Raw genomic sequence first — 20,020 nt, forward strand, 5'->3', positions numbered from 1 at the left:
TGGTCTGGTAGTTCAGCTGGTTAGAATGCCGGCCTGTCACGCCGGAGGTCGCGGGTTCGAGTCCCGTCCAGACCGCTTGTTTAGTTTCACAGATATATTGAAGTTTAAAACTGGTCTGGTAGTTCAGCTGGTTAGAATGCCGGCCTGTCACGCCGGAGGTCGCGGGTTCGAGTCCCGTCCAGACCGCTCGTTTTTACTTCAACTTTAGGTCTGGTAGTTCAGCTGGTTAGAATGCCGGCCTGTCACGCCGGAGGTCGCGGGTTCGAGTCCCGTCCAGACCGCAGAAGCTCATCTTAACAGATGGGCTTTTGTTGTTTAATAGCCCCTTTGTTCTCTATATCTTTTAAATTGGAGTAGACTCTATTTAAAGTATGTGATTTAATTATATATCGAACTGGGGTTGTAAAGCTTTGCTTGTTTTCTTACAATTCCTGAATAATGTTATTGACAGCCTTCCAAAAACGAATGTGAAAATCCATGCTTTCATCATCAAGATATTCGGATAAGTATTTGGCTTCAGCATCCGGTTCCATTTTGTATTTCCGGGTTTGAAGATAAAATTGCGATCGCTCAGGATGAAATTGTACTCCAAATACATTTGGATAATGGGCGTGAAACATGCCTTCAATTACTTTCTCATCACTTGAAGTGGCACCTATCACAAAACCCTTACCTAGTTTTTCAACGGACTGATGATGGTAGCTATTGACGAGAGGTGTGCTTTCTGGTTTTACCTTCGTTAATGCCGGAAAGAAATAGTCTTTGAAGATGATGTGATGAAATGTTGAGCCGGATAAACCTTTATTGGCATATTCTGGCATCTTAGTGTAGAAATTTCGATGTATTTCTTCTGTTTGCAGGTGTTTTAATCCTTTGGTTTCGTCACTCTCAAATACTTCCAGAGGGATATCCTGAATCAGCGTTCCGCCTGTGGCTATATTCATGGTTTGCATGCCCAGGCAAATGCCCATAACAAAGTAATCTGGATTGCTCTCAAGCAGAGGCGTGTATTCATTGTTTTGGTAGCCGCCCAGTAAATGATAGATAAGTGAAGTTTCGAAATAATGACGATAGGGATCCGTTACTTTTGTACGTGGGTGAGCCTCTTCGTTATATATTTCGGCCGGAATATCGGGGCCTCCAAAGAAAATAATACCTTCACTCTCATTGAAGAGTTGATCGAATGATGTACTGCTGGCATTGACGCAAAACAAGCTATCAGATAGTAACGTATCAGACAATTCGTACAGTTGCATGTTTAAATGCTTTAGAGAATCTAGCATTAATGCCGACTTTGAATAATCGTATTGCTCATCTTTGTGATAAATCCCAATCAGCTGTAATGAAGAAATATCAATTAATTCATTTTGGTGCAGTGCTTCAATCACCTCAATGTTGCTTGTTGTTGGATGGGCAAGTAAAAGGCGTTTGTTTAAATGATCGGGTAGGGGCTCAAGAAGTTGCCCTTGTATATGAATGCAGCAAAGAAATAATAGTATAGTGGTGATTCTCATAGTAGGTGTATTTAGGGTAAAAATACAAAAAAAGCGTTTCTGAAAAACTAATTGGTAATTACTAATTAATAATCGCTAAATCTGATAGAAGGCAGATTAAAAATGGAACTGATTGATAAATGACAAAACAAATGAGCTAGCTGTCGGTTATTTACATTAAGAAATTAAAACAATACTCTTATCGCTAATTAAAATCAATATACCTTATGAGTGTATTAGTAAATAAAGATTCAAAAGTAATCATACAGGGATTTACAGGTAGTGAAGGTACTTTTCATGCTTCTCAAATGATTGAATATGGTACACATGTAGTAGGTGGTGTAACGCCAGGAAAAGGCGGTACAGAACATCTTAATTTACCTGTTTTTAATACGGTTTCTGAAGCTGTAGAAAAAGTAAAGGCCGATGTGTCGGTTATTTTTGTGCCACCGGCTTTTGCTGCCGATGCCATTATGGAAGCCGCCGATGCAGGTATTGGTGTTGTTATTGCCATTACCGAAGGTATTCCTACCAATGATATGGTACATGCTAAGAATTATATCGATGGAAAAGATACTATTTTGGTTGGACCCAATTGTCCGGGTGTTATCACCGCTGAAGAATCAAAAGTTGGTATTATGCCAGGTTTCATTTTTAAGAAAGGACGTGTGGGCGTGGTTTCAAAATCAGGAACATTAACCTATGAAGCAGCGGACCAGATTGTAAAGGCAGGATTAGGGATTTCAACTGCTATAGGTATTGGTGGTGACCCAATTATTGGTACAACTACCAAAGAAGCAGTTGAGCTGTTTATGAATGATGATGAGACTGATGCCGTAATTATGATTGGTGAAATTGGTGGCACCATGGAAGCGGAAGCTGCCAGATGGGTTAAAGAAAATGGCACGAAGCCTGTGGTTGGTTTCATTGCTGGTCAAACAGCGCCCAAGGGACGCCGTATGGGGCATGCAGGAGCTATTGTAGGCGGAAAAGATGATACAGCTGCTGCTAAAATGGCCATTATGCGTGAATGTGGTATTCATGTTGTGGAGTCGCCAGCTGATTTAGGCGCTACCATGCTTAAGGCTTTGGAGAAATAAACAGATATTTGCTTTTAGATATTAATAAACCCTGATGCTGTTAATTAGTATCAGGGTTTTATAGTTTATTATTTCAGCTTCAATGTTGTCCTTATTGTTTTATCAATAGGACTGTCCGCCCAAACCCGACTTCATTATTTGGCTTAATTCAAAAAAACGAAAGCAGAAAAGATCAAGGCTACACCCGCTTCGCTCATAAGCCTATTAGGACGCTAATGTGTCAGTTTAATTCTTAGCTAACTTAAAATAGGCAACTTGTCTGTGTAGCTCGTTAGCAAAAGCGTTTAATTCATCAGCACTTTGTGCAAGAGTATCAGCCAGTGAAGCATTTTGTTGTGTGCCATTGTTTAATTGTTGTAAGGCGCTCGATATTTGTTGGATGCCCATGTTTTGTTCCATGCTGGCTGATGTTATCTCATCTACCAATGAAGAGGTCTGTTCAATTTCAGGAACTAATTCTTCCATATCATTTCCAGCCCTTTCGGATATCATTAAAGCACGGCGCGATAGTTTTTCAATGTCTGCTGCCGCATTCTGACTTCTTTCGGCCAACTTTTTAACCTCTGATGCTACCACCGAGAATCCTCGTCCTGATTCGCCTGCACGAGCTGCTTCAACGGCCGCATTCAGAGACAGAATATTGGTTTGTGCGGCAATATCCTGAATGATAGAGATGCGTTCAGCTACAGAGCCCATTGCTTCGCGCATGCGCTGCGTTGATGAATTGCTGCTTTTAACGCTTTCTAAGGCCGAGTGCGATAGTTTCGAGGTCTTGCGGGCATTCTCTGTGTTTTGCTCTATGTTAGCCGTCATTTCTTCAATGGCTGACGATACTTCTTCGGAGGAAGTGGCCATGTCTGTTGCGGCGTTGGATAGTGTACTTGAATCTTGTTCTAATCTGTTTGATGCTACTTGTATTTGATGTGAGTTTTCGCGTATCATCTTTACAACCACTGCCAGTTTTTCTTGCATATCCAGTAGTGAATTATTTAAAACGTCTAACTCATTCTTTTCTTTTTTGTAGGCCATCTCACCCGTTAAATCGCCCGATGAAATGTTAGAAGTTATTTGTGTTGAATTAATGATCGGCTTGGTTATTTTACCCATCACCATATATACCATTATTGCAATAATGGCGATTGCCAATATACCAATCACAATCATAATGCTTACAATCCAGTTGGCTTTAGCCGAAAGCACACTTTTAGGTGTTTGAATCAGTACAAACCATGGCGATTGGCTATGGCCGGCATAGATAGGTGCAATTGTATACGTATAGTTGATTCCTGATATTTTTGAGTGAAGAATAGAGTAATCGTTTTTACTGGCAGTTTGCAATTCTATTTCGCCAATTGCTGCTGTTTTTTCATTGATCGCTTTGCCAAGTAATAATTCATCTTCGTGGCCAATAATAATCCCTTCTTTCGACAGCAGAAAAGCTTCAGACTGTTCAAAGGGTTTGATGTGTGCCACATAATCAGTAAAAGCTTCAAGTGACATATCAATTCCAACAACACCAATAAAGCGCTTATTGTCAGTCATTGGAATGAGCATGGTTGTTTCCAATACCTTTTCTTGCGCTTCATTGCCATATTGATACCAATAAGGTTCGGTTATAAACTCTTGCTTGCTTCTGCCAACTTTGTGATAAGGCGATGCCTGAACGCCGTCTACATCACGAATGAGCTCTTTGTGCGAAAGTTTGCCATCTTCGCGTGACAGGGTTGAGGTGAGTCGGCCTGGTTTACTGCCCCAGTTTTTATCAATAAACTCATATTGAAAACAGTTCCAAACAGCCAGGTATGAGGCCTCTTGCTCAGCCGCTTTTTCCATTGAACGATTAAATAAGGGAGCCATTTGTTCCCAATTGCTCGAATAGCTCGATTCAAATGAACGAGCAAGACCACGGGCCACGCCCATGTGGGAAGATAATTGCTTGTTAATTTCCTGGGCTGCCTTTTGAGTTTCCTCAATAAGTACGTTTCGATTAGACTCCACAAATGAGCGCTTAATAAAAATAAGGGAGATGGTTAAGAATAGACAGAAAACGGCACCGACAGTTATAATTGTATAAGCAGCCAGCTTTTTCTTGAGATTAAGCTTCATGTTTGATCAGGTATTAAATAGCATTGATTTTGATTCCATTGCAAAATTATAATTTCGTACATATTATGGGATTCTTCTTTGACGAATGTGCGAATTTAACTGACAGATATGTTGTAAAAATGACTGTGTAACAAAAATAGAAATACCGTTTAAGTATTAGTGAACTTAGGATGGTTCTAAAATAGAGAAAATAATAAATAAATAGTTTGAAATTTTATTTATCGCAACTATGTTTGTTGGTACTACAAATCGGGATTAAGTAAATGTATAATGTGAGAAGCAAGCAGTACGCTTAGTGCTATTATATTAATAAATGAGATTAATGAACCAATGAGGCCTATCGCTAATACAATGTTGTAAGGCTAGTAGGTGCATTATCTTTTTAAAAGCTTAACCTAAAGAATGAAGTTTATTATGCAAATGGAGCGCTACGAGCGCATCCTACACCTTATTAAACGAAAAGCCACCGGTACACCTCAGGAGTTGGCCAAGCGCTTAAATATTTCAGAAAGTTCTTTGTACGATTACCTTAGGGTGTTGAAAGCAAAAGGGGCTGATATTGAATACAGCAATAGTCGGCAAAGTTATGTTCTCAATAATGATTTTGTCATCACCTTTGGTAATAAAACTAAGGACTGAATAATGCGACTGGGATTTTAACCTGCTACAGTAATTTTCCTTATTGCGTTGGCAATTATTTTTTTTACTCCAATAATTTCGGAGTGCGTTTAACTAAACTCGCGCTGTTAATCAAATTTTTAATCAATAAAACCTTAAAAAATGCAAGAAAACAGAATTGATTTAAGCATCAACGCCGAGGAAGAAACGCAAGTTAATGATGCGCTTCAGGTGTTGGAAAATGTATTAATGCCCAAGTTGATTGTTTTGGAGAAAAGCGAAAAGAACGAATTGCTTCGGATGGGTGATAAGTCGGTGGCTTTTGTTGATAAGAGCCTGGAAATAGCCAAGCAAGACACCGCTTTGTTGGATGCCTTTGTGGATATACCGGCTTTGGAAAAAGATGTTGATGCCATATCGCGCCTTCGGGCTTTAAGCTTTAAGGTGGAGTGTATTGCTTCGGCTATTGACGACTCTAAAGCTTTAGCTGGTCACGAAGCTTATAATACGTCACTAATGGTCTATAGCCTGATGAAGAATGCTGCTAAAATGGGGCATCCGGGAGCCAAAGAAAAGGTTACCGAGCTAAAACAGCGTTTCCCACGTACCCGCACTAAAAAAGCTTCTGAATAACAATTGTTATTTTCAAAGGTCAATAGTTAATCCCGATGCTATTGGCCTTTCTTTTTTCTGGTTTCGATTCATTCTTCTAACTTTTTTACTCAATCATCTATGAAATTCAGAGATGATTCTGGCTTTTTAGTAGAAGCTTCTCCGAAAATCACATAATCATCAATGAAAAAGTAAGAGGGTTCTGGGTAATTGATACAATGTTCTGGGTCAAAGCCAGAAAATTCTCACTCAAAGCCAGAACGTTTTATCAAAAAGTCAGAAGCTTCTCCGAATATCGTACTTTAACGAGTCAAAAAACTACGCGCTTGTGTGTTTTAGCCAGAATATTCTGGTCTTAAGCATGAATCACCACATCCTCCTCCTTAGCATTTTTATATTGATGGCTGTTTTTGAGGTATTCCCTCAGGCTATCGAGGTTGGCATCCTGAATGCTTTCAATGTCAAAGTATTTATTTTTTAGTTGAGCCAGGTCTTGCATGCCTGCATCGGTAAACAGCTGCATCAGCTTAGGGTATTTTTCTTCATCGAGGTTGACAAAGGTGCTCAACCGGTCAATTTTCCAGTAGCTAATGTCGTTTTTACCCAAACCTGTCAGCCCTTTTAGTTTATCGCCTTCGGGTGTGCAGTTGTGCGTGATAAATAAGAAGGTTTTGATAATGAGCATGTCATCTATTGGTTCAACAACAAAGTAGCCAATTTTTATGTCGTAAATCTTTACTGGTGCGAGCAGGGTGTTTTTATGCTTGATGATTTCAAAGTTATCGCAGGTGTTTTTCCATAGAAAGAAATTAATGCTTTGTTCATCAGTGATGTCAAGGCGTTCGCTCATGCGCTTTATGGCATGTGTTTGGATGTATAGGTTTAATTTTGGAGCGACTGACGAGATGTTTAAATCAGGATTTCGATAATTGACAGAAATCCATTCAAATTGATTATTGCCGTACATTTTTCCCATTTGATAGATGGTTCGTATTTGACCTTTTATTTTATACTTTTTTTTACGAATAGGTACTGCGCAAATTTTGGGTGTTAGTTCCAGACTTTGGTTATATTGGTTGGTGTAGTTTTCCTCGACATGAGCACTGTAATAGGCTTTTGTGGGATTTGAATAGCGTATGATTGTGCAGAATATATCTGTGGCATAGCACATGTAAAAATCATTAAGCATTTCGCATTGTTCTTCATAAAGCCTTTTGTTTGCTTTTTGGTCATCGGGGTATTGATTGACTAAATAGATTACTTTAGCATTCATGAAGGCATAGACATAAATAAAATCAATGGTTTTAAAGGAGATCCCTTCTGCCGTTCTGATTTTGTTGTTTAGTTCTCTAATAAGTATTTTAAAGCGGTTTAACTTGGTTGGCGAAATTGTTTTATCTGGGTTGACAACCTGATGTAGTTTGGGTCTGGTATGATATAAGAGTTGTTTTTCCTCTGAGGTAAAGTCATCAACATCAAGCTGCATACTGTCTGCAGCCTGAAAGACCTTTCTGAAATACTCTTTTTTACTACACTGTTGAAGGGGCGCTTTTTTTCTGCGTTTATTTTGAGCCATAGTTTTTAAGGTTGATTAAAGTTATACCAATCGTTTCTAATAAGTCATCAAGCATGAATCACCACATCTTCTTCTTTAGCCTCTTTGTAATTGTGACTGGTTTCGAGGTATTCTTTAAGCTTGTCGAGGTTGGCTGTTTGAATACTTTCAATATCAAAATCTTTATCTTTTAGTAGGGCCAGGTCTTGCATACCGGCATCGGTAAATAGTTGCATTAATTTGGGGTGTTTCTCTTCATCCAGGTTAACAAAAGTGCTTAAGCGGTCAATTTTCCAATAGCTGATGTCGCTTTTGCCCAGTCCGGTTATCTCTTTCAGTTTATCGCCTTCGGGCGTGCAACTGTGGGTGATAAATAAGAAGGTTTTGATGATGAGCATGTCATCAATTGGCTCAACAACAAAATAACCGATTCGTATCTGGTGCACATTAACAGGGAGTAGTGTATAATGCTTGTGGTTGATAAAGTTGGTTGTAGAGGCCGTATTTTCCCAAATAGTATAGTTTACGCTTTCTTTATCTAATAAATCCAATCGTTCTTTTAATCGGCTGATGGCATGCGCTTGCATATAAAGAGAGTAGGTTTGATGACTAGTTCTTATTGTTTCGGGTAAATCTTTGTTTAAGAACTGAATCCATTCAAAGCTCTCTGTAGCTGTTGCTTTGCCAAGCCGATATGCGGGACGGTAATGCCCATTAAAATTTATGTGTTTTTTTTGTGCAGGTGTTGCCGATACTTTGCTTACTAATTCAAACCTTAAATCATCTTTAATAAAACTAGCAGTTCTGAAAGTAATACCGTAGAATTTATAGGTTGGATTACTCATTCTTGTTATTATAGCAAATATATCGACAAGGTAGTGTTGTAAGAAAATTTTATACAGTTCTTCACCCGATTGAGTCAAGGCTGCACACTCAATATGACCTTTACCAAGTTCTTTTTCACATCTGCGTTCAATACCTCTGTTGTAACTATAAAAAAGTAGAATTTGATACGTCGAAATGTTCCTGCCGGTAATTTTAATCTTTGGCTTACGGTGCATTTCTTTGATGTAAGCGAAAATAATATCCAGTTCTTTTACACTAATTAACTTGTCTGCAGCATCCGGTCGTCTTAGTTGCAATCGGGTGTCGTATATTCTTCTTTTTTCAGCTGTATCAAATGGGGGTTGCGTGTTTTTTTGAAAAGTATTCATAAAGTTCATCATATCGCTAATGAACTTCTTATAGCCACCATTGGGAGGTGTGCTCTTTTTCTTTCTTGATTTAGATTTAGCCATCTGTATTAGGTTTGGTTGATAGCTTGAAATTATAAATAATGACTAAGTTAAGCAAGTGCATTCTGTACTCATTAATGCGCTTCGCTGTGCTTCACGTTTAATGGGTAAACATGCATTTCAACAAAAAAAATAGCGAAAAGCTAAGAATTGTTCTATTTTTGTCCGGTTAAGTTTAAAATAGATAGTTGATGTGGAGACTTAGCTATTGATTTTAACACATTAGTTTATTGTAATGATGAGCAGGTCATTGAAAAGTGTTCATCAAAACTTATAAATAAGAAAAACATGAAGTTACTAGAAGGAAAAACAGCCATTGTAACTGGTGCTGCACGAGGCATTGGTAAAGCTATTGCAATGCGATTTGCACAAGAAGGTTGTAATGTAGCATTTACTGACTTAGTAATTAACGAAGCAGCAGAAGAAACGCAGAAAGAACTTGAAGCTTTAGGAGTAAAAGCTAAAGGTTATGCTTCTGATGCCAGTAATTTTGAGGATACTCAAAAAGTAGTTGCTGAAATCGCTAAAGATTTTGACTCAATTGATATTTTAATTAATAATGCAGGTATCACTAAAGATACTTTGTTAATGCGTATGACTGAAGATCAGTGGGACGCAGTTATTAACGTGAACTTAAAGTCGGTATTTAACTTCACTAAAGCTGTTCAGCCAACCATGTTGCGTCAGCGTTCAGGTTCAATTGTTAACATGAGCTCTGTTGTTGGAGTAAGTGGTAATGCAGGTCAGGCTAACTATTCTGCTTCTAAGGCGGGTATGATTGGTTTCACCAAGTCTATCGCTAAAGAATTAGGTTCTCGTGGTATCCGTAGTAATGCCATCGCTCCTGGTTTTATTATTACCGAGATGACTGGTAAGCTGCCAGAAGATGTTAAGAAGGACTGGGAACAAAAAATTCCATTGAAGCGCGGTGGTACGCCAGACGATGTTGCTAACATCTGTGTATTCTTAGGTTCAGACCTTTCTGCTTATGTTAGCGGACAAACAATTCATGTTTGTGGTGGTATGAATATGTAAGATATAAGAAATATTAGTGAGAAAGGGTGGTTTTTTAACCACCCTTTTTTATTTTTATGAATCTATACCTTGGTATTATTTTTGTAAAGAAAAGTTAAATTTTATTGGATGAAAAACTTCACTTATCTGGCTTCAACAAAAATCTTATTTGGAAAAAACAGAGTTGAGGAAATTGGAAACGAAATAGCAGCATTTGGTCAAACAGTTTTACTGGCATATGGAGGCGGTTCTATCAAGAAAAATGGTTTATATGCCAAAGTTCTTCAGGTTTTAGAGCGTAGTTCAATCAATGTTGTGGAACTGTCGGGCATACAGCCTAACCCGCGCATAGAGAGTGTAAGAGAAGGTATTCGTTTATGCCGGGAAAATAAAGTGGATTTTATATTAGGTGTTGGCGGAGGTAGTGTTATTGATTGTATCAAAGCTATTTCAATGGGCGTTCACTACGAAGGAGATGCCTGGGATTTTTTTATCCGAAAAGCCAAAATAGGAAAAGTCTTACCTATTGGAGCGATCTTAACATTGGCAGCTACCGGCAGCGAAATGAATGGTAATACGGTTATTTCAAATGAAGAGACTTTAGAAAAAAGAGCAAGTGGTCATGATAGCCTTCGTCCCATATTTTCAGTACTCGATCCGACATACACATTTACGGTTAATACGTGGCAAACAGCTGCTGGTGTTGTTGATGTGATGAGCCATATTTTTGAGCAATATTTTACCTTAGATGCAGGAACATTCGTTCAGGATGCGATGGCCGAAGGAATTTTGAAAACATGCATAAAATATGGTCCGACACTACTTGATGATCCTGAAAATTACGAAGCTCGAGCAAATATAATGTGGGCATCCAGTCTGGCGCTAAATGGCTTAACGGTGACAGGTAAGATGTATGGTGATTGGGCTACCCATGGTATTGAACATGAGGTGAGTGCCATATATGATTTAACACATGGAGCAGGCTTGTCAATTCTTTTTCCGGTATGGATGAAATACGTACTTAGTGATCGGACGGTTCCAAAATTAGCGCAGTATGCTCGCAATGTGTGGGGAGTAGGTCATATGGATGATCATGAAGCAGCACTAGAGGGTATTGACAAAACAAGGGCGTTTTTCACAAGCCTGAAAATGCCGACTACCTTAAATGAAGTAAATATAGACGATAAATATATTGGACAAATGGCCGAAGGCGCCTGTAAGTTTGGTCCTATTGGGGTGTTTCAAAAACTAGGGAAAGTTGATGTGGAGGCGATTTTATCACAATCATTGTAAAATATTGATATGCTCAGAAACTTAATCTTTCTACTAATAACACTTGTGCTGGTAGTATCCTGCAAAACTTATGAGGTAATGCATTATGATGTGCTTCGCCCGGCGGTGTATTCAGTACCCCCACAATTAAAATCAATTGTCATTGTCGACAATGCCTATCCCTTTAATCCTGATAATGCACATATAGCCAAAGTTATGGGGCAATTGCAGCGATTGGATACCGTTAGGGTGGATACATTTTCTAAAGTAATTATCAATCAGCTAAAAGCCGAATTAGACTTTCGACGTTTTTTTGATACGGTTTACATTGATACAATAAAACACAATACTGCTATTAGTGGAAAGCCTTTACGTTCATTAACGCAAGCACAAATTATTGATATATGTAATAAATATAATGTCGATGCTCTATTGTCATTAGATGCTGCTAAATATGGAACCTTAATAAATGTGCAGGATATGGATGTGGAATATTATTCAACCATGGATGTAGGTGGTGTTGCCTATTGGCAGTTGTTTGATGGTTATTCAACTGAAGCGCTTTATGCCGATGCGCAACGAGATACCTTATATTGGGATGCTGTAGGTGCTGATATTAATGTTTCAGTGGCAACGTTTCCTTCACTAAAAGATGCAACCATTGAACTGGGAAGTTATATGGGAGCGACTTATGCCGATGAATTGGTGCCGCATTGGGAGCCGGTAGAAAGAAGAGTATACATTGCAGGTAATACGCACTTTATTAGTGCGGCCGAATGGTTGAGTAAAGATAATCGAAGTGAAGCTGAAAAATTATGGAATTTTATCTATCAACATGGCAACTCACGCGAGAAAGGACGTGCAGCTAATAATATTGCTGTATCAATGGAGGCAAGGGGTGAATATAAACTGGCAATGGAGTGGGCTTTTAAAAGTTATCAGGCATTTGAATTAAAAGGTGTTAAAGGCAACCATGATGAGCGGCTATCATCAAAAGAATTGTACACCGATTTGGTTCGTCGATATCGTGATCAAAAAAAGCTGGATGTGCAATTCGGAATACCCGTTTTGTAATGCTTCTTTACGCTTTTTATCAAATTTAAAGGATGATGAAAATACTATGTACCTTACTTTTAATAACCACCTATTTTTCGGTCGGTATTTCGCAGGAACCTGCAAGACATTATTCCAATGATGGATACAGTCTTGATATAACTGATGATGGAGCTCTTTCAGTAATGGCAATTGACATGTCATCAGGGAAAATAGTGGTGGCTCACAATCCCGATCAGCGAATGACACCGGCGTCCTTAACTAAGCTTATAACAACCGGGGCCGTACTTTCTGAATTAGATGCCGATTATCGTTATCAAACATCATTTTATCTCGACAAAAAGAATGGACAAAATAAGCTAGTTGTTGTTGGTAGTGGCGACCCAACATTTGGTTCCGATCGTTTCGATAATACTCAGCCCGATTCTATTTTTCAGCAACTCTATCAGCGTCTTAAAAGTAAAGGAATTTTAAAATTGAATGCGCTGATTGTTGATAACTCTTGTTATTTGGGTATCAGGCAACCTTCGAAACGTTTATGGGAAGATATAGGGAATTATTACGGAGCTGTTCCCAATGGCTTGACTTATCGTGAGAATACTTTCTACATGAAAATGAAATCGCCCAATGGAGTTGGGGAGCCTGTTGAAATAGTTAATGTTGAACCAGATCCTGGGGTCGACTTTTCTTGTTTGGTAAAGTCAGCAGCAAACAATAAAGATAGCGCCTATATCTATGGTCATGCCGATATGTCCAATTGGTATGTGAGCGGCACCATTCCTCAGGGAAGAGATGCTTTTTCTATTCAAGGGGCTTTGCCTCATCCTGAGCTGACTTTTGCCGACGAATTGGCGAATTTCCTGAACAAGAAAGGAATTGAAGTATTAAATATTGGCAAAAGTAATCACGCTGATATATCATTTGGTGAACCAATATACCTTCATTTCTCACCGCCTTTGACGGAAATTGTTTCGGTTATTAATAAAACGAGCCACAATTTATATGCCGACCACCTATTATTTCGTTTAGCTGAGCATAAGTATGGCGAAGCAAGTTGGGATAAGGGAGTCAGCAGTGTTACAGAATTTTGGCATGGACGTATTAATGATTTTTCGGGTGCCTTTTATGATGGTAGCGGACTTTCGCCATTTAATGCCATCTGTGCATCGGATATGGTTGAGGTTCTTCAGGTGATGCATTCGGGTAATAATAGTGAGGTGTTTAAGCAGTCGTTATCCATCGCCGGAATCGATGGTACATTAAAAAGTATTTTAAGAGATGATGAGTTTAAGGGGTATTTTATCGGCAAAAGTGGTTCATTTAATGGGGTATTAGGCTATTGCGGTTATATTGATACCAAGAGAGGAAAAACCCTTGCTTTTTGTATAATTGCCAATCGATTTACCGAATCTTATAAAGAGCTGAGGGGAAATATGGAAATGCTCATGAAAGAGATAATTAGCCAGAATTAATCTTTTGGTATTTTTGCGACAAATTATTTTTAATGGTAGAATTAGCAATTGTTATACTATATCTTGGGCTACCGGCTTTGGTTCTTTTCTTATGTCATAAAATTCAGTTTTTAAATCGGATAGGTTCTATCGTTTTATCCTATGCTTTCGGACTATTATTGGGTATAGCCGGATTGCTAGATGAGCGTTTCCATATAATTCAAGAGATACTGATGTCGGTGACAGTGCCATTGGCCATTCCTTTATTATTGTTTTCATCAAATGTGCGAGATTGGAAAAAGCTCGCCGCACAGCCACTTAATTCATTATTGTTTTCACTCATAGCTGTTTTTGTTTCAGTGGTAATTGGTTTTCTGCTTTTTAATGGGCCGGCTATTGAAGGCTTTCATAAAGTGGGAGGTATGTTGGTTGGTATTTATAGTGGGGGCACCCCAAACCTGGCTTCCTTAAAAATGATTCTCGATGTGAATGAAGAAGTGTATCTGGCTGTTCATTCATATGATATGGCTATTGGTGCCGTTTATTTATTTTTCCTGATGGGATTAGGGCGGCGTGTTTTTCAATTTATTTTACCAAAGCATATGCCTGTCGGAGTGGCTGATGTTGAAGAATCTCATAACGATAATTGGTTGTCAATCATTAAGTCGAAGCATAAGCGTTATGCTCTGCTGAAGGTGCTCTTTGTGGTGATAGCTATGGTGGCATTTGCTGGAGGAGTTATGTATATACTTCCCCAGAGCTTGCAGATGGTTGTGTTTATTTTTCTAATAACAGCATTGGGGATATGGGGATCTTCAATCAAATGGATAAATCAAACGAAGGGTACTTTTGATATGGGTATGTATCTGATTTTAATATTTAGTGTTGTTGTGTCGTCTAAAGTTCAGATAGGTGATTTATCAGCTATAAATCCTTCTATTTTTGGATATATCACTTTTGTAGTTTTTGCCAGTTTGTTGCTTCATGTATTGTTATCCCGGTTACGAAATATTGATGCCGATACTGTTATTGTAACCTCTGCAGCGTTAATTTGCAGTCCGCCTTTTGTGCCTGTTGTTGCAGGTGCATTGCGTAATCGTTCAATTATTGTTCCTGGGTTAACCATCGGACTAATAGGATATGCGCTTGGCAACTATCTTGGCTATTTAATGGCTTTGCTATTAAGTTATTTGTAGTTTAAAACAAGTAGTTAAGCGAAATGTATATGCCTGAATTACCATCTTGCTCACTGGCTGCGATACCATAATCTGCTGATAATACAAAGTTTTCATTCAGAGCAGCCTTCAGACCTAAACCATAACTGAAGTGGGGTTTGTCATTTGTGTCGTTAAAATAAAGGTGGTATTCTTCATCAGGAACCATCGATTTGTCAATTTTGTAATCCTGAGTAATCACCCCCATGTCAACAAAGTAATTGGTTCCCAAATAGAAATCTTGCTTGAATAGTTTGGTTCGCCACATTTTCCATCGAAGCTCAACGTTCGTTAGCAGGCTGCCATTTCCCACAAGTCGATTTCGATTTATACCGCGTAATGTTTTTGATCCTCCTAATCCCTGCGAGGTTGCAGAGGTCAAAACACTTGTTGCCATATGGGGTAATAAATAAAATGGAATAGTTCCGCCCAGTTTGTGTTGATAGCCAATTCGATAGGCTGCAATAAGGTTTTTGTTAATCGAAAAGTATTGACGATGAAAGAGGTTGAGTCGGGTGTAATTGCCTGATTGACTCGACATAAACGATGGCATGTGAGCTATAAATAGCTCTGTCCACATTCCTTCGCTTGGGTTGGCTTCTCTATCTCTGGTGTCATACGATAATCCAATTTTAAGATAGGCATGACGGCCTCCTTCTGCTTCTTTTTCGTCTAGAATGTTCCAATCAAGGTATTTGTCATAAATGCCATCTATTTCTGGAAGTTTATCATCGTCATCTTTGTTTTTGTTTAAACGTTCGAGATCAACCGAACCAATGTTAAAATCGAAGTATACCAGTCCAGCCATCCACTGCCATTGTGGAGAATCGTGTATAATCTTTCCTTTGAAATTGGTCATTATGCGAAACATCTCACGATGATGGCGATAAAACACTCGAGAAAGGTAATCGGGCGAATCACTATCTTCCCAGTTTTTATTATAAACAGCATCATTTCCATTGAAGCCATAGAAGTCCATCGCCAAATCTCTGAAATATGTCACATCAGCCGTTGTCCTAATGCCTTTAAACAGTGCAGGAGAGTCGTAATATAATCGCATTAAGGTTGAGCCTGCCGTGTATTCAGAATATTCGACATATAAGGAATGGTTATAATCGGGGTAATTAGAACCGTCGCCATACCAATACAGATTGGTAAGCCCTCCATATTGAAATCCCAAGTCAGAATCAAATGAAATGGCAGGAAGTAAGCCAAATGTAAAGCCCTCTTTTACGTAACTTGAATCCTTCTGAGCAAACAATGAAAAGAATACCAGGGTATTTAGTATAAATGTAACAACTATCTTCTTATGCATTACGGTCTATTTTGGATTTCAAATGTAACTATAATGTATATAATAACTAAGCATTCAAATTGTTTACGAGCTTAGTTGTTGGTATGCGACTAAGTTTTACTTCTTTTTGTGCAATACGTTCAAAGCTTTTGTCAATAATTACTGAGGTTGCATTACTGTTTTCAAAGCTATTGAGGCCTTGTTTTTAATCATAGTATGCGCAGGTAATTTCTTATCTTGATGGCGTAAACGTTTTTCTCAAAAAAAAATATGATCCAACTCTGTCTATTGTCTTTGTTGTTTTTTCTTCGATATGAATGTGCAGTCTGAAGTTATGACTGTGGTCAGTTCAATGCTCAATCGTCAATTATGTTTTTAGTAACAGTAGAAGAATACATTTTCATTAAGCATGAAATAAGTAAAAAAGCATTTAAGGATTGGAGAGATTTGAAATTTAACAATCTCCTGATTGACTATTCAAGGTCGAAAGCCTAATATTGCAACAATAAAATTAATTAAATACATAAGATGGATTTAAAAATTGCGCTTGTTCAATATGATATTATTTGGGAAGATACTCAGGCTAACCTCTCGTATTTAAGCAATGTATTAAAATCAATAAGTAAGGATACTGATATTGTGGTTTTACCTGAGATGTTTCATAGTGGGTTTAGTATGTCGCCTAAAGGTAATGCTCAGGTTGATGGAGGAGAGGTTCTGAGCTGGATGAAGTCCATGTCGGATTTAAACAATGTATGCATAATCGGAAGTGTAATTGTTGAAACCAATAAGGGGTATGTCAATCGTTTATATGTGGTAAATGGAGGTAAAGTGTCAAGCTACGATAAGCGTCACTTATTTACAATGGGTGACGAACATAAGCACTATTTAAAAGGAGACGAAAGAATTGTAGTAGAAATTAAAGGTTGGAAATTGTGTCCGCTCATATGTTACGATTTAAGATTTCCGGTATGGAGTAGGAATATTGGTGAAGCATATGATGTATTGCTGTATGTTGCAAACTGGCCGGCAAGCAGAGGTGATGTTTGGGATGTTTTATTGAAAGCAAGGGCTATAGAAAACCAATCGTATGTAATTGGTGTTAATAGGATAGGTTGTGATAAAACAATAACATATGATGGGCGAAGTCAGGTAGTTGATGCCAAAGGCAGTGAATTAATTAATATGGGAGCTAATGAAGGTGTTGCTTATGTTGAGTTGAAAAAAGATGTATTAATGAAGTTCAGGGAATGCTTCCCGGTATTGAGGGATGGTGACGAGTTTCATATAAACAACTAGTTTGGATACAAAAAAAAGTAAGTGTTTGAAGGTGTTGTTGTTTGGTTAAAATTGCCTTAACTTTAAATTACTATTTTAAATAACACAAAACTATATTATATATGAAAAAGTTTAATGTTAAAGTACCTGAAGAAAAGATTGGATTTGTGAGCGAGTTGTTAGATAGTCTGGGTTTTGAGTGGGGACTTGAAGGGCATGTAGATGCGGGTGAGCAAGTGATAGTAGAGCCGCCTAAAACATACGAAGTGGATGAGGAAGCACGTAAAAAAGCTGCAAAAGTACGAGAAGAAAGTCTAAAGGACGTGATAAACAGAATTGAAGCTATGCGTAAGAAGTAATTGAATAGTTAGAACAGTATATGCTTTTGGTATAATAATTGTTAGCAAACACATGTTGTTTTATACTTTGAGATACAAGTGTCTCAAAAACTTGAGCTTAACAGATTGTTGTAATCACTTACCTAAAACTTTACAAATATGAAGGCTTCACATTTACTTCCATCTTTGATTATTTTATTGTCATGCATGAGTAATACATTGGTAGCACAAGATGTTATTACTGATATTAATGTATATACTGCGGTTGATAAAATGCCACGCTTAAAAGGTGCAGGTAAAGATATTAGTCAGCATATTCGAAAGCAGGTTGATTATAATGATTCCTTTAAATTAAGAGGTGTTGAAGGTGATGTTTGGGTAAGTTTTGTTGTAACATTTTACGGTGAGGTTATGCAGGTTGTGGTTGAAAAAGGTATCGATTCAGAATTAGATGCCTTAGTAGTTGAAGCGCTTAAGGAATCAAGTAAGTGGAAACCTGGCGAATTAGATAAGAAAAAAGTTAATACGAAAATGCGCCTGCCAATTCGTTTTATACTTTCTAATAGTGAGCGTCATATGGCTCGTCAGCTCAAAGTGCTTGATGAGCAAGATAAACGACCCTTGTTTATCCTGGATGATAAATTAATTGAAGGTCTTGTGCAGGTTCACGATTACAATGTTGAATCGATTCGCATAATTAAAGGCGAAAAAGCAATAAAGCTTTATGGCGATAGGGCTGAAAATGGAGTTGTCGTTATTACTTCTAAGAATGGAACAAATCCACACCGTTTTTAATTGCCTTAATCGTACTAACCACTGTTTACGAATCCCTCCCCTTAAATTCAACTTCGACAGGCGAAGCCGGAGGTGAAAAGGTGAATTCAATTTTGCTGTTCTTACTTTTCAACCAGCTTGCAAACTCATTAAATTCGCCATTAGGAACAACACTGGCGAACTTTAACTCCATAACTCTACCGCCAAGACCTAATTGGTATTTGATTCTATTCCTACTGAAAACAGGATGACGAAATTGATGCTGTAGTTCTACTAAATTATGGTAGGCTATGGTGGTTTGATTTCGATTGATGAGGTGGTTTACAGTGATTCCATTGTCAGTTAATTCGACTGACACTAGTTTTGATAATAGACGTATTAACCGCAATTTGATTATAGTGCCCAATAATAAAACCATGGTAATGATTTTATTATTGGGAAAGGGGTAACGTTAGCTATTAAAAGCATAGCGTTGTAATATATATAGATAACACGTTAATTGTGTTTAATCACCAGTCAGCTAGGTGGTTGTTGCTACCATAGATGTACTCTCTTATTATTTTACCATCTTTATTAAAATCATGAGATAACATAAAAACGTACTCATATTTTTCTTTATTTTTCATGATAGTCATTTTCCACCAAGAAAATACGGCATAACTATCATTATTGGCATAGTGGAAACAATCTGGATAACCTACTTGCTCAACTTTATATTTTTTTTCAGGAATAAAGAACTTTGCTTTTAACGATTCCTTATTTTGCTCAAGACTTAGTGATTCTCCGTATTTCATAGATGAAAATACAAAGGTCGCATTAGGACTATAGTAACCAGACCATTCATCAATGTCTTTATCAATAAAAGCGTTCATAGCTTTTCTAACAGTTACAATATAAGGATGATTGATATATAGTGTTCCATTCTCCTTTGTCATTTTACTATTTCGAATTTCTTCAAATACATCATTATTATAGTAGAAAACAATGGTTGCTATTTTACCATCTTCATTAAAACTATATAACTGATGGATATGTAGATTTAAATTGATGCCGGTATTTATGTGCCTACCAGTTATCTTCATCCAATCCTGTACCCAAAGTCCTCCTTCTTTATACTCTATAGCATCAGGGAATGCGGGTTTATGATTGACACGTTTAAGGTTTTCGAATTCTCTGTGCCACCATTCATAGTTTTGCTCTATATTATTCTTAGTCCAAGTAGCATCCTTGCCATTCCAAAAAACATAAACACTGTCGGCAAAATAACTCAGGTAAACTTCTTTAGCACCCGAATCAAATGCTTTCCAAAGATTCACTGTTTTTTCAATTGCTTCATGTTCAGAAAAAACAACTCCATTTTTCTTTTGTGAGTAACCGTTCATTCCAAGAAAAAGAAACGCTAACAAAAAACTTAATGTTGTCCGCATAATTACAAATTTAAGTTAATAAATAAGGGTGCAGATCTTTCATTACGCGAATTTGATCAAAAATTGCTCCCGCCTGTTAGTATGTAAACAACTAAATATTAACAGTTATGCAGGAGCAAAAGTCAA

General features: G+C 37.8%; 18 protein-coding genes and 3 tRNA genes. 14 read left to right on the top strand and 7 right to left on the bottom strand.

Annotated features, from left to right (window positions below; all coding sequences use genetic code 11):
- The first annotated feature begins 1 nt into the window (after position 1).
- The 3 genes from JIV24_RS19475 to JIV24_RS19485 all read left to right on the top strand — a co-directional run bounded on the left by JIV24_RS19475 (position 2) and on the right by JIV24_RS19485 (position 281).
- Positions 2-75, top strand: a tRNA-Asp gene (locus JIV24_RS19475).
- Between the two features lie 37 nt (positions 76-112).
- Positions 113-186: transfer RNA gene (locus tag JIV24_RS19480), tRNA-Asp, on the top strand.
- A gap of 21 nt (positions 187-207) precedes the next feature.
- Positions 208-281 (top strand) — tRNA-Asp (locus JIV24_RS19485).
- 141 nt (positions 282-422) lie between these two features.
- Here the strand turns inward: JIV24_RS19485 and JIV24_RS19490 are convergent.
- Entirely contained in the window at positions 423-1,514 is a 1,092-nt protein-coding gene (locus tag JIV24_RS19490) for a gamma-glutamyl-gamma-aminobutyrate hydrolase family protein (RefSeq protein WP_200466757.1), read from the bottom strand.
- Between the two features lie 206 nt (positions 1,515-1,720).
- On the opposite strand from JIV24_RS19490, the gene sucD reads away from it, so the two are divergent.
- Positions 1,721-2,593: a succinate--CoA ligase subunit alpha gene (gene sucD, locus JIV24_RS19495; RefSeq protein WP_200466758.1), complete on the top strand. Its 873-nt coding sequence runs from the start codon at positions 1,721-1,723 to the stop codon at positions 2,591-2,593.
- A 225-nt stretch (positions 2,594-2,818) separates the two neighbouring features.
- Here sucD and JIV24_RS19500 read toward each other — a convergent pair whose 3' ends face one another.
- Positions 2,819-4,699, bottom strand: coding sequence for a methyl-accepting chemotaxis protein (locus JIV24_RS19500; RefSeq protein WP_200466759.1), 1,881 nt, complete (start codon positions 4,697-4,699; stop codon positions 2,819-2,821).
- Between the two features lie 402 nt (positions 4,700-5,101).
- On the opposite strand from JIV24_RS19500, the gene JIV24_RS19505 reads away from it, so the two are divergent.
- Complete coding sequence (locus JIV24_RS19505; protein ID WP_200466760.1) at positions 5,102-5,338, top strand: HTH domain-containing protein; 237 nt, start codon at positions 5,102-5,104, stop codon at positions 5,336-5,338.
- Positions 5,339-5,479: 141 nt separating this feature from the next.
- On the top strand, positions 5,480-5,950 hold the full coding sequence (locus tag JIV24_RS19510; RefSeq protein WP_200466761.1) for a hypothetical protein: 471 nt from the start codon (positions 5,480-5,482) through the stop codon (positions 5,948-5,950).
- Positions 5,951-6,284: 334 nt separating this feature from the next.
- Here the strand turns inward: JIV24_RS19510 and JIV24_RS19515 are convergent, their stop codons facing one another.
- Positions 6,285-7,505, bottom strand: coding sequence for a hypothetical protein (locus JIV24_RS19515; protein ID WP_200466762.1), 1,221 nt, complete (start codon positions 7,503-7,505; stop codon positions 6,285-6,287).
- A gap of 47 nt (positions 7,506-7,552) precedes the next feature.
- Entirely contained in the window at positions 7,553-8,782 is a 1,230-nt protein-coding gene (locus JIV24_RS19520; protein WP_200466763.1) for a hypothetical protein, read from the bottom strand.
- Positions 8,783-9,067: 285 nt separating this feature from the next.
- Between JIV24_RS19520 and fabG the strand changes: the two genes are divergently transcribed.
- The 5 genes from fabG to JIV24_RS19545 all read left to right on the top strand — a co-directional run bounded on the left by fabG (position 9,068) and on the right by JIV24_RS19545 (position 14,765).
- Entirely contained in the window at positions 9,068-9,814 is a 747-nt protein-coding gene (gene fabG / locus JIV24_RS19525) for a 3-oxoacyl-[acyl-carrier-protein] reductase (protein WP_200466764.1), read from the top strand.
- 108 nt (positions 9,815-9,922) lie between these two features.
- Positions 9,923-11,086 carry an iron-containing alcohol dehydrogenase gene (locus JIV24_RS19530; protein ID WP_200466765.1) on the top strand — a complete coding sequence of 388 codons (1,164 nt, stop codon included), beginning with the start codon at positions 9,923-9,925 and terminating at the stop codon, positions 11,084-11,086.
- Positions 11,087-11,095: 9 nt separating this feature from the next.
- A complete protein-coding gene (locus JIV24_RS19535) occupies positions 11,096-12,139 on the top strand; it encodes a DUF6340 family protein (RefSeq protein ID WP_200466766.1) in 1,044 nt (347 codons plus the stop codon).
- A gap of 32 nt (positions 12,140-12,171) precedes the next feature.
- Positions 12,172-13,590: a D-alanyl-D-alanine carboxypeptidase/D-alanyl-D-alanine endopeptidase gene (gene dacB, locus JIV24_RS19540; RefSeq protein WP_200466767.1), complete on the top strand. Its 1,419-nt coding sequence runs from the start codon at positions 12,172-12,174 to the stop codon at positions 13,588-13,590.
- 32 nt (positions 13,591-13,622) lie between these two features.
- Positions 13,623-14,765: a DUF819 family protein gene (locus JIV24_RS19545; protein ID WP_200466768.1), complete on the top strand. Its 1,143-nt coding sequence runs from the start codon at positions 13,623-13,625 to the stop codon at positions 14,763-14,765.
- A gap of 1 nt (position 14,766) precedes the next feature.
- Here JIV24_RS19545 and omp85 read toward each other — a convergent pair whose 3' ends face one another.
- Positions 14,767-16,098: an Omp85 family outer membrane protein gene (omp85, locus tag JIV24_RS19550; protein ID WP_200466769.1), complete on the bottom strand. Its 1,332-nt coding sequence runs from the start codon at positions 16,096-16,098 to the stop codon at positions 14,767-14,769.
- A gap of 507 nt (positions 16,099-16,605) precedes the next feature.
- Here omp85 and JIV24_RS19555 point away from each other — a divergent pair.
- From JIV24_RS19555 to JIV24_RS19565, 3 genes are all read left to right on the top strand, one after another.
- Positions 16,606-17,376 carry an amidohydrolase gene (locus tag JIV24_RS19555; RefSeq protein WP_200466770.1) on the top strand — a complete coding sequence of 257 codons (771 nt, stop codon included), beginning with the start codon at positions 16,606-16,608 and terminating at the stop codon, positions 17,374-17,376.
- Positions 17,377-17,477: 101 nt separating this feature from the next.
- A complete protein-coding gene (locus JIV24_RS19560) occupies positions 17,478-17,714 on the top strand; it encodes a hypothetical protein (protein ID WP_200466771.1) in 237 nt (78 codons plus the stop codon).
- A gap of 138 nt (positions 17,715-17,852) precedes the next feature.
- The gene (locus tag JIV24_RS19565) at positions 17,853-18,488 is read left to right on the top strand and encodes an energy transducer TonB (RefSeq protein ID WP_200466772.1); all 636 of its coding nucleotides are present in this window, start codon (positions 17,853-17,855) and stop codon (positions 18,486-18,488) included.
- 25 nt (positions 18,489-18,513) lie between these two features.
- On the opposite strand, the gene JIV24_RS19570 is transcribed toward JIV24_RS19565, so the two are convergent.
- Both JIV24_RS19570 and JIV24_RS19575 read right to left on the bottom strand, forming a co-directional pair.
- The gene (locus JIV24_RS19570; RefSeq protein ID WP_200466773.1) at positions 18,514-18,825 is read right to left on the bottom strand and encodes a hypothetical protein; all 312 of its coding nucleotides are present in this window, start codon (positions 18,823-18,825) and stop codon (positions 18,514-18,516) included.
- Between the two features lie 151 nt (positions 18,826-18,976).
- Positions 18,977-19,894, bottom strand: coding sequence for a nuclear transport factor 2-like protein (locus JIV24_RS19575; RefSeq protein ID WP_200466774.1), 918 nt, complete (start codon positions 19,892-19,894; stop codon positions 18,977-18,979).
- Positions 19,895-20,020 lie beyond the last annotated feature (126 nt).

The sequence above is a fragment of the Carboxylicivirga marina genome, assembly GCF_016612505.1.
In the GTDB taxonomy this organism is placed as follows: Bacteria; Bacteroidota; Bacteroidia; order Bacteroidales; family Marinilabiliaceae; genus Carboxylicivirga; species Carboxylicivirga marina.

What these genes read in the sequence shown, in the direction of transcription:
- JIV24_RS19490 (WP_200466757.1), bottom strand. Translation starts at nt 1,514, where the DNA reads ATGAGAATCACCACTATACTATTATTTCTTTGCTGCATTCATATACAA.
- sucD (WP_200466758.1), top strand. Translation starts at nt 1,721, where the DNA reads ATGAGTGTATTAGTAAATAAAGATTCAAAAGTAATCATACAGGGATTT.
- JIV24_RS19500 (WP_200466759.1), bottom strand. Translation starts at nt 4,699, where the DNA reads ATGAAGCTTAATCTCAAGAAAAAGCTGGCTGCTTATACAATTATAACT.
- JIV24_RS19505 (WP_200466760.1), top strand. Translation starts at nt 5,102, where the DNA reads ATGAAGTTTATTATGCAAATGGAGCGCTACGAGCGCATCCTACACCTT.
- JIV24_RS19510 (WP_200466761.1), top strand. Translation starts at nt 5,480, where the DNA reads ATGCAAGAAAACAGAATTGATTTAAGCATCAACGCCGAGGAAGAAACG.
- JIV24_RS19515 (WP_200466762.1), bottom strand. Translation starts at nt 7,505, where the DNA reads ATGGCTCAAAATAAACGCAGAAAAAAAGCGCCCCTTCAACAGTGTAGT.
- JIV24_RS19520 (WP_200466763.1), bottom strand. Translation starts at nt 8,782, where the DNA reads ATGGCTAAATCTAAATCAAGAAAGAAAAAGAGCACACCTCCCAATGGT.
- fabG (WP_200466764.1), top strand. Translation starts at nt 9,068, where the DNA reads ATGAAGTTACTAGAAGGAAAAACAGCCATTGTAACTGGTGCTGCACGA.
- JIV24_RS19530 (WP_200466765.1), top strand. Translation starts at nt 9,923, where the DNA reads ATGAAAAACTTCACTTATCTGGCTTCAACAAAAATCTTATTTGGAAAA.
- JIV24_RS19535 (WP_200466766.1), top strand. Translation starts at nt 11,096, where the DNA reads ATGCTCAGAAACTTAATCTTTCTACTAATAACACTTGTGCTGGTAGTA.
- dacB (WP_200466767.1), top strand. Translation starts at nt 12,172, where the DNA reads ATGATGAAAATACTATGTACCTTACTTTTAATAACCACCTATTTTTCG.
- JIV24_RS19545 (WP_200466768.1), top strand. Translation starts at nt 13,623, where the DNA reads ATGGTAGAATTAGCAATTGTTATACTATATCTTGGGCTACCGGCTTTG.
- omp85 (WP_200466769.1), bottom strand. Translation starts at nt 16,098, where the DNA reads ATGCATAAGAAGATAGTTGTTACATTTATACTAAATACCCTGGTATTC.
- JIV24_RS19555 (WP_200466770.1), top strand. Translation starts at nt 16,606, where the DNA reads ATGGATTTAAAAATTGCGCTTGTTCAATATGATATTATTTGGGAAGAT.
- JIV24_RS19560 (WP_200466771.1), top strand. Translation starts at nt 17,478, where the DNA reads ATGAAAAAGTTTAATGTTAAAGTACCTGAAGAAAAGATTGGATTTGTG.
- JIV24_RS19565 (WP_200466772.1), top strand. Translation starts at nt 17,853, where the DNA reads ATGAAGGCTTCACATTTACTTCCATCTTTGATTATTTTATTGTCATGC.
- JIV24_RS19575 (WP_200466774.1), bottom strand. Translation starts at nt 19,894, where the DNA reads ATGCGGACAACATTAAGTTTTTTGTTAGCGTTTCTTTTTCTTGGAATG.